Source organism: Nostoc sp. DedQUE04, assembly GCF_034530995.1.
In the GTDB taxonomy this organism is placed as follows: Bacteria; Cyanobacteriota; Cyanobacteriia; order Cyanobacteriales; family Nostocaceae; genus Nostoc.
On the sequence record NZ_JAVRCA010000003.1, the window covers coordinates 146,833 to 158,177 of the forward strand.

At 40.7% G+C, this 11,345-nt stretch carries 9 protein-coding genes; 4 read left to right on the plus strand and 5 right to left on the minus strand.

What is annotated here, in order from left to right:
• Window positions 1-181: 181 nt before the first annotated feature.
• Window positions 182-2,314, minus strand: coding sequence for a type I-D CRISPR-associated helicase Cas3' (gene cas3 / locus RM049_RS03260; RefSeq protein WP_322703140.1), 2,133 nt, complete (start codon window positions 2,312-2,314; stop codon window positions 182-184).
• Between the two features lie 318 nt (window positions 2,315-2,632).
• Here cas3 and RM049_RS03265 point away from each other — a divergent pair, with 318 nt between their 5' ends.
• From RM049_RS03265 to ltrA, 3 genes are all read left to right on the plus strand, one after another.
• A complete protein-coding gene (locus RM049_RS03265; RefSeq protein ID WP_322703141.1) occupies window positions 2,633-3,499 on the plus strand; it encodes a WYL domain-containing protein in 867 nt (288 codons plus the stop codon).
• Window positions 3,500-3,541: 42 nt separating this feature from the next.
• On the plus strand, window positions 3,542-3,682 hold the full coding sequence (locus RM049_RS03270; RefSeq protein ID WP_322703142.1) for a hypothetical protein: 141 nt from the start codon (window positions 3,542-3,544) through the stop codon (window positions 3,680-3,682).
• 753 nt (window positions 3,683-4,435) lie between these two features.
• A complete protein-coding gene (gene ltrA, locus RM049_RS03275) occupies window positions 4,436-6,304 on the plus strand; it encodes a group II intron reverse transcriptase/maturase (protein WP_322703143.1) in 1,869 nt (622 codons plus the stop codon).
• Window positions 6,305-6,530: 226 nt separating this feature from the next.
• On the opposite strand, the gene RM049_RS03280 is transcribed toward ltrA, so the two are convergent.
• The 4 genes from RM049_RS03280 to RM049_RS39205 all read right to left on the minus strand — a co-directional run bounded on the left by RM049_RS03280 (window position 6,531) and on the right by RM049_RS39205 (window position 10,469).
• On the minus strand, window positions 6,531-7,169 hold the full coding sequence (locus RM049_RS03280; protein WP_322703144.1) for a histidine phosphatase family protein: 639 nt from the start codon (window positions 7,167-7,169) through the stop codon (window positions 6,531-6,533).
• 289 nt (window positions 7,170-7,458) lie between these two features.
• Window positions 7,459-8,322: a fructosamine kinase family protein gene (locus RM049_RS03285; protein WP_322703145.1), complete on the minus strand. Its 864-nt coding sequence runs from the start codon at window positions 8,320-8,322 to the stop codon at window positions 7,459-7,461.
• Between the two features lie 112 nt (window positions 8,323-8,434).
• Complete coding sequence (locus RM049_RS03290) at window positions 8,435-9,715, minus strand: pitrilysin family protein (RefSeq protein WP_322703146.1); 1,281 nt, start codon at window positions 9,713-9,715, stop codon at window positions 8,435-8,437.
• A gap of 355 nt (window positions 9,716-10,070) precedes the next feature.
• The gene (locus tag RM049_RS39205; protein WP_416212608.1) at window positions 10,071-10,469 is read right to left on the minus strand and encodes a DUF3011 domain-containing protein; all 399 of its coding nucleotides are present in this window, start codon (window positions 10,467-10,469) and stop codon (window positions 10,071-10,073) included.
• 216 nt (window positions 10,470-10,685) lie between these two features.
• On the opposite strand from RM049_RS39205, the gene RM049_RS03300 reads away from it, so the two are divergent.
• On the plus strand, window positions 10,686-11,324 hold the full coding sequence (locus RM049_RS03300; protein WP_322703148.1) for a DUF4241 domain-containing protein: 639 nt from the start codon (window positions 10,686-10,688) through the stop codon (window positions 11,322-11,324).
• The last annotated feature ends 21 nt before the right edge of the window (window positions 11,325-11,345 follow it).

Consider the following 11,345-nt stretch of genomic DNA (forward strand, 5'->3'; position numbering starts at 1 on the left):
ACTTCTCTATTGCCATGTGATTCGCCTTTTTGTTTTGAACGGGGACAATATGCTCTACTCTATATATAAGGAGAAAGGAAAGCAGTATAGGACTGTATGAGTATAAATACTCGTAATACCTCTTAGGGATTGAAATTCTATTGCCTTCTGATTTCGGGCAAAACCCTTTCTCCACAACTTTCTAACAAATCCAGCCATCATCCTTTTTCGGCTTCCGAAACCAAAGTAAGGTTTCCAGCATTAGTGCAGATTTACCAAATGCTATAGTGTACGGTGGCGACTTCTTATCGTCGCTACTATATTTATCTGCTAAGGAGTATGCTTGAAAGTGGATAGGTAAACCTAACTTTGCTCTGAGGTAAGTGCGATCGCAATCTGAAAGAAAGCATACTAAACCCCTACCCGATACAGCATCACTTATTTTATTAATCCCGCTACCGTGGGGTTGGCGAATTTCTAAACCTTTTAGAACCTGTACTTTACCAGATTTGGCAATTTCACTGATATCTTCTGGATAGTAAAATTTCCAGTCTTCTCTTACTTCTCGGTAGCCAGTCAGTTTCAAACAGCATAAAGCTTCTTGAAAACGAGTGGTTGTAACTTTAGATTTCTCAGCTTGTTGTATAAATTCCTTTCTATCCATCCATTCAAACTTAAAATTGCTGAGAATCCCTGGTAAGTTATAAATTTTAAAACGTTCATTTTCTGGTTCTTCTAGATTTGTTGAATCATAAATTGCACAATCTAACTGACTACTTCCCCGAAAACTTCGTGCTTCATCAATGATTTTCTTTTTCTTTTCTTGTAAACATTGATTAATTTGTTCATATTTTGTCCAAATATTTACATCAAGCGCTGCTTCAATAGTCTCTTTAAAGTTTTTCTCTGCATCGGGATATTGATGAGTCAGTCGTCTCAATTCTTGATGAACACAAGCTGATTGAATAGCACCCCAGCGTTTAGGGTACTGCTTAAATTCATTTACAAATGGGTAACTTGAACGAATAGCTTGTGTAAAGGTTACTCGGTCGTAAATTTTGCCATCTTGCAAACAGTCTGAATCAGATTTGAATAATGTTTGAACAATAAATTTGGGAATCAAAGCATAAGCATGATAAGGATGAGGGTGAAAATCTTTGTGTCTGCCTATCCGGCCAAAGCGTTGAATAAAATTACCTGCATCAGCACCTTCAAATACCAAAAAATTAATTCTAAAATCCACACCTACATCAATAGTTGATGTTCCTATAAGTAAATCGGCTTTCGCAATTGATTCAGCTTTTTCTGTCTCACCAGTTAAACCTGTATTTTCTCTAACCTCTAAGTCTAAAGGTTTAAAAATATTTTTAAAATGCTTAACTAGTTTCTTAACCGCAGCAATAGAGTTGAGAATAATTGCGCCTTTACTGCCTGGATAATCTTGAAAAAACTTTAAAATTACTGATTCGGAATTTTCTATAAGCCAATCATAACTAGATGAAAAATTAGGTTCTAATGTTTGCGGAAAAAATAAAGTTATTGGTTGACTAATTTGCCGCCATTGAGTAGCATTTTCTGAAAAGCAATATTTTTCTTTTTTTGCCGGATTAATTTCTTTATAATTAATGCCAGATTGATCGCAAAAATCTAGCAATAAATCATCTGGCGTTGCCGATAAAAACAAAAATTTCTTACCTGGAACGGTATGCTTAATTAACAATATTGCATTGAATATACTTGCAACTTGAGCGGAGGAAAATACATGAAACTCGTCAAATATAAACAAATTGTAGTTATCATCTATTTTACTGAATAGCTTATTGGCGTTTTCTCCCTTGGTTTTACCATCTTTTTTTAAACGCCTAAGATAGCGAAAATCGTGAATATAGTAAAAAATATCGGGATTAGTCAGCAAAATTTCTGCTTGGTTGGAAAGATTAGTTAATCCAGACTGTTTTGTTGGTAATTTATTCGTTTCGATAAAATCTTCCAGAATAGCTGCATTCAGACGATAAATCTGTGGGTTTTTCTTTGGTTGAAATTCGTCCTTGTATTTTTGTACTTGCTTTTCCTGATCTCTCGCTAACTCGTTAGTCGGGTAAGTTGCCATTGTGGATACACCATCTGTCATAGCCAGAAGAAAAGCAGCCAAGCTTTTACCATCCCCAGTTATGGCAGTGTTGAACACTATATCAATATTTGGATCGCGCAATGCCTCCAAAGTTTCGACTTGATGCCAAGAAAGCAACCACTCTTTAGGTAATTTCACGCCGTCAGGTGTAGGGACGGTTTGGGAATAAACAGGTTTGAGATTTATGCTGTAATTTTCGGACATATCCTTAAAAATTCCCTGCAAATGCTTAGTTTATCTGAACTGCTATGTTGAAAGAATGACAAACTTATGAATCCAAGCAATTTCTGTCACCAATAGTGGCAGTTTTTATATATGTGCTAAATACCACCCACAAATTTCTGCAACTATTGGTTGCAGTTTTTTAGATAGGTATAAAACATTTCCGGGCTATTTCTCGCACCATTGGTGCGAGTTTTTCAATTGACTTAAATAGTGTCCGTAACTGGTTGTTAAAAACTATATTGACACGCAAAATAGAGATTGACAAGATTTATAAGTATAAAAGTGTCCGTGTAAAAAATGAGTCGAAAAGGTCAATCTATTACACTGTCGATATCAGAACGTGATAAAGCCGAGCTAGAAGCGATCGCTCGTGAATTCGGTATGATGTGGGGAGAGGAGCCTAACATCTCTAAGTTAATTAAAGCGATCGCTCAACGTAAGTTACTCATCGGGAAGAATAATGATTGGAAAGAATTACGCATCAGAGCATTACATAGATGTATCAATGCGTTGACAGACATCGGGCAAATTGAACAAGCCCAAATCATTGCAAACTTACTTCTCGAACGCAGCGAACTATCATTACCGTTGCGAGGCGAAATCGAACGTTTCCTAGAAAATTTGCCCCCATCTTGGCGCTTACAAGTAGATAACTACATCCTGCGAAACCAACCATTTCAACTTTCTTATCAAGATGCAGCCGGACGCTTATTAAACTTCACAGTTCGCCATGCCAAAGTTACACCCCACGAAAAGCGGCAATATCTTGATTGCTGCTGTGAAGAAACAGAAGGAAACTTTGATATTCCAGAATTAATTCATAACTGGAGTTTACGTTTAGACAGAATTACAGATGCTGCTGTGACTTCAATTTCTGGTCAGTGGCGTACTAACTTAGATGAAATAAAAGTAGAAATGCATTTATTTGCTGGTTTAGCGTTTGCCTATCAAGCTAAACCAGAAGATGAAATTAATGAATGGCTACCAGATAAACCACGAGTTCGGCGAGTAATTAGGCGAGTATCGAGTACCTTTTGGTTTATGCGCGAAGTCATGCAGTATGCGCCCGATTGTGTAGTGATATCACCTGAGAGTCTGCGCGATCGCCTTAAACAAAAACTGCTCACCCTCTGCCAGTTATACGATATCGAAACCAGGAGTTAAGTCTTGTGGGATAGGCTTCTTACCTAATATAGGCTAGAACCTATGAAAATAAATCGGTTCGGCAAGGCACAAATCCTCATACCCGATCAAATTAATCTCCTATTTACTGAGGGCTTTGTCAACCCACGCGATCGCCTACGGCGGGCGGTTACGCCATCGGTGCGATTCGTTCGGTCGAAATGAGTAATAATGCTCAGGGATGACCGACATTGGTAAAGTAATCCGAAAGGATTGAGTTCGCACTTTAATCCTTTACCAGTGAAACTCACAATCCATGTAGGTAAGGAAGTCTAGCCGAGCCAACGGCAAAAACAGCTAGAAGAGAAGGGAAAGTTTAGGATAATGTGCCTAAATTATAACCGAATCCTTAATATACCAAGCCCTACCGCCTCGGTGCGAGGTTGAAAGCACGTAAAGAACCAGTAAAACTGGTTTCCCCTATAGAGGAGACTTACCATCAAATCTATAAAGCGGGGACGAAAGCGATAAGGATGGGGATAGCTGAACACCCTCCCCGCAAGCAAGAGTCCTATGGGTAGAGAAAACCAAGTGTCGTTTGAACCATCGTTAGTATACCGCCAAGGGATATAAGCTCGTAGGAAATTTTTATTTCCTACCTCTTGGGTTGGAAATAACCGACAAGGGTAAAGACTATCAGGACTCGATGACCGAGATAGCGCACTTCTTAGAACCCCGGTGGAGAGACACGCCCTAACGGCTCGATATGGGTTATGGGAACGAAGTAACCCTCTTATATTCTCCTGAAATAGGTAACAGGTAGGTGTCAGCCATAAGAGATAAGAGGGAGGGATGGGTTAAGAAGCAAATGCCCAGCCTGAATTAACAGGCAATGCCACAAAAAGGATGGCATAACCGCCGGGATAAGCTAACGTAACCCGCAATGTGTGAGAGCAAGAGGTACAAGTAGCAACGCATATGCCTAATTCAAATTCTCCAAGGAATATTGAGGGATGGGAAGATATTAATTGGCGTAAAGCTGAACGATATGTTTTCCGGTTGCAAAAGCGCATCTATGCCGCTTCACGCTGTGGAAATGTCAAGAGAGTTCGTAAGCTCCAAAAAACGTTGATGAAGTCCTGGTATAACAAGGTTCTTGCGGTACGACGGGTAAGTGTTGAAAATCAGGGTAAGAAAACGGCAGGCGTAGACGGTATTAAATTCCTGTCCCCAATAGCGCGTTTGGAACTGACTAGGACGCTTAAACTAACCGGGAAATCTCAGCCCACTCGTAGGGTATGGATACCAAAACCTGGAAGGGATGAAAAGCGACCATTAGGAATACCCGTAATGTACGACCGCGCCCTACAAGCAGTTATTAAAGCTGCGCTAGAGCCAGAATGGGAGGCACTCTTTGAGCCAAACTCCTATGGTTTTAGACCAGGAAGGTCATGCCATGATGCGATAAAACAGATTAAAAACTGTGTCCAGAGTAAAGCCAAATTTGTGTTAGACGCGGACATAGCGAAATGTTTTGACCGCATTGACCATTTAGCCCTACTCCAGAAGCTTAATCAAAAAGGCAAAGTCAGACAACAAATTAAGTCTTGGCTAAAATCAGGGGTCATCGACCAAGGGGTTTTTACTGCCACATCTGAGGGTACTCCACAAGGTGGGGTCATTTCTCCACTACTTGCTAACATAGCCCTCCACGGTCTTGAAGAAAGGATAAAACGAGAATTTCCCGAAATGAGTTATTCAGGAAAGGAAACTTGGTTTCACAAAAAAGGCGTGGAATTCAAAACGCCCAATATAATCCGATACGCGGATGATTTTGTGATTCTCCATGAAGACAAAACCGTTGTCCAAAGATGCCAGGAAATTGTCTCGGAATGGTTAAAAGGCATAGGTCTGGAATTGAAGCCTGATAAAACACGGCTAACCCACACGTTCCACCCGGAACTAAGCGAGGATGGAATTGCCGGATTTGACTTTCTAGGTCATCATATTCAGCAATACCCGGCAGGCAAGTACAGAAGCAATAAAAATGCCCAAGGTACATTATTAGGTTTCAACACTTTCATCATTCCATCCCAGAAGTCAAGTAAGGCGCATCAAGAGAAAATTAGGAGGATTATCCTAAAACATAGGTCTTCGCCACAATCGGCAATAATCAAAGACCTTAACCCTGTCATCAGGGGATGGACATCCTTCTACTCAAAATCCGACGCTCAAACCGTCGGAGAATTATCAAAACAAGACCACCTTATCTACTTGAAACTTCGACGATGGGCAAAACGCCGATGTGGAAACATTAATGATGGTCACATCAAATACTGGACAACCATTGGCGGTGATAACTGGGTATTCGCAACCAGGGAAGGAAATGCAAATTCCCTCCGGTTACTAAAACATAAGGAGTTCTCTTGCAGTAGCACTAATTATGTAAAAGTTAAAAGCGATAAAAGCCCCTACGACGGCGACTTGGTTTATTGGAGTACAAGAATGGGCGCACACCCCGAAATGTCTTGTCGTAAAGCATATCTGCTTAAAAAGCAGAAGGGGAAATGTACTCATTGCGGATTACACTTTCAAGAATGGGATGTCTTAGAAGTAGACCACATTATCCCTAGAGCTTTAAGCGGTAAGGATGAATACAAAAACCTACAACTATTGCATCGGCATTGCCATGACGAAAAGACCAAAGAAGACCTGATTGAAATAAGGAAAAAGGACACTTCCAAATTCCTAGATAGGATTAACAAATTCATGTCGAAATTCAATTGGGAATGGTGTAATGATATTCCTACATTTTTGGGGATTAACGGGTCAGAAGTCCATTATTGACAAGGATGTACACATTGAGTAGCCGTGTGTCATGAAAGTGGCAAGCACGGTTCCGCATGGGAGGGGTGACGCAGTAATGCTCACCTCGACCCTAACCTCTTAAGGCGGGCGAAGCAGCACCTTGCAGTTAAAAAAATATCCAATTGTAGGGGTGCAAGGTCTTGTACCCCTACAAATCTAGAAAGAATTTGGGATAATTTATTTTTTGCAAGTCCCTAAGAGACTATTATGTTCCCGCACGAGAGCGAATACGATCGGGTATATGATGGCGATCGCCTAATATTTCTAACAAAGGGCCATTAACGTCAAATTTAATCATACTTACCGACGCGACCAAAATATTCACCCGATAGCGATAGCGTCCCAAATCAATTCCCAGTAAACTGCAAAGCATAATCCGAATTGTGGCTTTATGGGAAACTACTAAAACATTACCTTGGGGATGTTTTTCTTGAATTTCAGCAATTACAGGCATAGAACGGTTAGCAATATCTACCGCAGTCTCTCCACCTAGTGGTGCATTCCAAGCCGGTTCTGTCACCCATTTTAGATAGTTTTCTGCGTAATTCTCTTGGGCAAACAATTTACTCTTAGTTTCCCATTCGCCGTAACTACCTTCTCTAAGTCCGTCACGCAACTGCATATCCATACCGATAGCATCACAAAATGGCTTGGCAGTTGCAATTGCGCGCTTCATCGGGCTAACATAAACCCCTTCCCACTTCAATTGTTGATAAACATCGGCAAAAGCGGATGCCATCTGCATCCCCTCTGTTGTCAACTCCGCATCAGTTTCACCGCAGAAATTACCACTTTGACTAAAGGTAGTTTCTCCATGTCGCAGTAAATATAAATTGAGTGTCATAGCTTGTATGCGATTGGGATAAAGGAGTTTGTGCAAAGATAAAATACCATCAATCTCGCAATCGAGTCTGTGACATCAGGACAAATTCAGAAGGCAGGTGGTCACTGAGCGTAGTCGAAGTGAGGCAGAAGGGAACCCACATTTAAAAACGTGGGATTATTGAAGTAAGGACGCCGCTAGATGCTCCACTTGGGGCAAAGCCCGAAGACCGCACTGATTCCCTTGTGTCTCGTGGCACTTTCCGCGACGCTGTGTCACTAGTTTTGCACTTTAATTTAATCCGCATCCCTTATCGTAAAATCTGGTCAATCATCCTATTGGCTTGCGAATCGTAACTACCGCCAAATAAATTGAAGTGATTCAAAATGTGATACAGGTTATAAAGCGTTTTTCTCTGCTCATAGCCTGCATCTAACGGAAACACCTCGTTGTAACCCTTATAAAACGTTGCGGGGAAACCACCAAATAATTCGGTCATGGCGATATCAACTTCTCTATCCGCAAAATAAGTTGCTGGATCAAATATCACTGGTTCTCCCGATGCAGTACACCCAGCATTTCCGCCCCATAAATCGCCATGTACTAAAGAAGGTTGCACCTGATGATCTGCCAATAGTTCCGGGATAGCTGCTAGTAACTTGTCTTGTTGGGGAAAATTACCTCCCCGTCGCCTTGCCAATTGAAATTGATAACCCAGGCGATATTTAATATAAAATTCTGTCCAGTCTGCTGTCCAAGTATTAATTTGAGGTGTGGAACCAATGGTATTGTTAATTTTCCAACCAAAAACTTGACTATTGCTAGCTTTATGCATCGCTGCTAGCTTGCGTCCCATTTCTAGCCACGAATTGCTGTTACCGCTACCAAGTTCCAACCATTCCAGAACGATGTAACTAGAATTATCAGCAGTACCCCAGCAAATTGGTTTGGGGATGCGAATACTAGCTGTTGCTAGCATTTCCTCTAAACCCAACGCCTCAGCTTCAAACATTGCAATTTGGGATGCAAGGTTTTGTTTGACGAAGTAGGTTATCTCACCATTAGAGACAGCATAACCTTGGTTGATACACCCGCCACCAACCGATCGCCGTTGCTGACTCTGAAATTTTTCGCCAGTTACCTGGCTAATATGGGTGTCGATTTGAGTCCACATGATTAAATTGGGGATGAGGGAGCAAGGGAGCAAGGGAAGAGAGTTTTCCCCTCAGCAAGAGCAGCACCCAGCCCCTCTGCCTCTTTCCCATGCCCAATTCTCAATTTTTAATTTACGGCTTGACAAAAACTACACCATAAGCACTAGGAGATAGATACTCTTTGGCTGCTTGCATCAAGTCTGTTGCGTCTTGGCTTTGAATTATCGCTGGGTAGTTAAAGGCGGGTTCCAAATCTCCCACCAAAGATTGATAATAACCATACAACCCAGAGCGATCGCTTGGTGTTTCGTTGCCAAATATAAATTTGTTAGCTACTCGCCGCCGTATACGCGCAATTTCTAATTCCGTTACCAACTCTGTTTGTAGTTTGCTAATGTGTTGAGCGATCGCATTCTCTACAACTGCTAAATTTTCTACTGCGCATTTAGCTGAAATATAAAATACCCCTTGTAGCTCGTTGCTCATGTTGCTCACAGAAATTGAAGAAACTAATCCCCGTTCTTCCCGTAAATCCCTTACCAGTCTTGATGTCCGTCCGTGTCCCAAAATTCCTGCTAAAACATCTAATCCATAGGTACAATCTAACTGAGTCATTCCGGGAACCCGCCAAACCATTACTAGTCTTGCTTGTTGCAGACTTTCATCAATAAATTCTCGACGAACAATTTCTGTAAATGGTGATTCAGGATTCAGGGGGGAGTGGGGAGTAGGGAGTGGGGAGTGGGGAGTTTTAGTGGCTTTTGTAAATCCTTCCGCAACAGTTGCGATTAATTCTTCTACGGGCAAATTGCCCACAGCCACAGCCGTAATTGACTGGGGTTGATACCAATCAGCATGAAAATCTCGCATCTGTTGCGGTTTAAGTCCGGCAATCACCGATTCTGGCCCCAATACCGCACGACGATAGGGTAGATAATCAAAAGCTGTCTCCATCGCCCGCCGATATGTACGCCGCTGGGGATTATCCTCTGAACGCCTAATTTCTTCTAAAACTACCAATCGCTCGCGTTCAAAGGCATCATCAGGAATACTCGCATTCAATACTACATCTATTTGTAGTGGCGCAAGCTCGGCAAAATCTTTGGGGGCAGTAGTTATATAGTAATGAGTATAGTCTTGGCTAGTAGCGGCATTGGTAACAGCACCCCGTTCTTCAATTCGACGTTCAAATTCGCCGCTTGCCAGTCGTTCTGTTCCTTTAAAAATCATGTGTTCTAAAAAGTGAGCCATGCCGTTAATGGCATCAGGTTCGACAGCTGAGCCAACTTTTATCCACAAGTTGAGGTTTACGGCTTCAACTGGCATTTGCTCGGCAATGATTGTCAAACCATTGGGCAACTTGTGCAGCGTCGGAGCATTGAGACGGGGAAATTTCCGCAGGGTTGAGGTCATTGCTACTTGTGTGTGAGGAGCATGTTACTCTCTTATCTTATCTGCGACTATAAAATAAGCACTGCGATCGCTTCTCTACAAAAAAAGAGGCGATCGCATTAGCAAGATACGCAAAGAATACTTGACAGCTTGTGTACTTCATCAACTTGAAATTAGCTGTATATACCCGAAACATCTATCCAAAGTTTTGAAACTCTGGATAAATGCCAACTAGACACGCACTCGAAAGCAATGTTTGATTAACATACATAGAAATCAATACCTTCTTAGAGTTGATAAGGGCTTTACTTATAAAAGTTAGCAGAAGTAAGTTTCTTAATTTCTGCTTAACTATATTGATGCAATACCCAGTCTCCTATCTGTTATATCTGTCGTTTCTATCATATCTGTCATATCTATCGTTTCTGTCATATCTATCGTTTCTATCATCTCTGTCGTATCTGTCGTTTCTATCATCTCTGTCATATCTATCGTTTCTGCGATCGCCAACTGAAAACTCAGCTCGGCAACCATTTTTTACCCAAATCCGATTTCTTCGATAGCCCCAATTTCCTCTACAACTGGTGTTAGACAATTGCCTAACAAGCCTCACTCTGCCTCTTGTATTTACCGAACAAGTATTCCTTCGATTATTTTGGCTTGCACAAGTTATTATCTCTTGAGCCGAAGCTGGGGCAGCAATACTCAAAAGTGTACCGATACCAAGACTAGCAACCAGAAAGGTCGCAGCAATTGTGGGAAGGCGCATAATCATAATAATAAAATGCTAGATTTCTTCCAAATTTCAGAAACAAAAACTATAGTAATTCTAGCAAATTGCATTCATAGCCAATGCATAAATCAGATTAAATGCAAAAAAAATTTGCACTTTTAACTTCATCAAAGATAACAGCTTCTATCAAGCACTTAAGCATTGCAAGGGTTTGAACTATACTTATGCTACAATATCTATTTCAAACGTTATACAAAAATGGATACTATTAATTTTTATAAAGCTTTAAGAGGTGAAAAACTATCTAGTTCAATTGGAGATATTACATTTACAACCCATTATGTTGGGGAATTAATTTTAACTTCAGGAAGATTAGTAGCTTGTGACCCACTTGCTTTTCCTGATAGTGAAGCTTTTCAAAAGTCTTTACCAATTGGTAAATATCCTGTTTTCTTAATTGTTGCTCATTATCCAAGAAATAATGACCAAAGAGTGGCTTATGCCATAATTCGTATTAGCGAAGAAACTCCCATAAGTTGGAAATTAGGTATTTGCTCTGATGAAGAACTAGCTTCGCTTACAGAAAATGACACCTTGGGTTATCCAGTTGATTCTGGAGTCGGTTGCTTTATGGATTTTGATGCAGTAAAAATTCTTGATGATTCAATATACTATGCATACATTGCTAATCCCCAAGAAGAAAGCTTGATAGACCTGATTCAAGATGAATTAAGAAAAAATTACAGACCTACATGGGATTGGGCAAATGTTTGTATAGATAAATCTACTCAATTAAATATAATTGCCTTTTCATCAGGGTATGGAGATGGTATTTACCCAACCTACTTTGGATACGACACCGAAGATAAAATTGTTAACATTGTCACTGAGTTTTGAATATTAAAATCATCAAAATTG

Bases quoted from the DNA above. Each gene is read 5' to 3' on its own strand.
- cas3 (WP_322703140.1), bottom strand. From the start codon at position 2,314: ATGTCCGAAAATTACAGCATAAATCTCAAACCTGTTTATTCCCAAACC.
- RM049_RS03265 (WP_322703141.1), top strand. From the start codon at position 2,633: ATGAGTCGAAAAGGTCAATCTATTACACTGTCGATATCAGAACGTGAT.
- RM049_RS03270 (WP_322703142.1), top strand. From the start codon at position 3,542: ATGAAAATAAATCGGTTCGGCAAGGCACAAATCCTCATACCCGATCAA.
- ltrA (WP_322703143.1), top strand. From the start codon at position 4,436: ATGCCTAATTCAAATTCTCCAAGGAATATTGAGGGATGGGAAGATATT.
- RM049_RS03280 (WP_322703144.1), bottom strand. From the start codon at position 7,169: ATGACACTCAATTTATATTTACTGCGACATGGAGAAACTACCTTTAGT.
- RM049_RS03285 (WP_322703145.1), bottom strand. From the start codon at position 8,322: ATGTGGACTCAAATCGACACCCATATTAGCCAGGTAACTGGCGAAAAA.
- RM049_RS03290 (WP_322703146.1), bottom strand. From the start codon at position 9,715: ATGACCTCAACCCTGCGGAAATTTCCCCGTCTCAATGCTCCGACGCTG.
- RM049_RS39205 (WP_416212608.1), bottom strand. From the start codon at position 10,469: ATGATTATGCGCCTTCCCACAATTGCTGCGACCTTTCTGGTTGCTAGT.
- RM049_RS03300 (WP_322703148.1), top strand. From the start codon at position 10,686: ATGGATACTATTAATTTTTATAAAGCTTTAAGAGGTGAAAAACTATCT.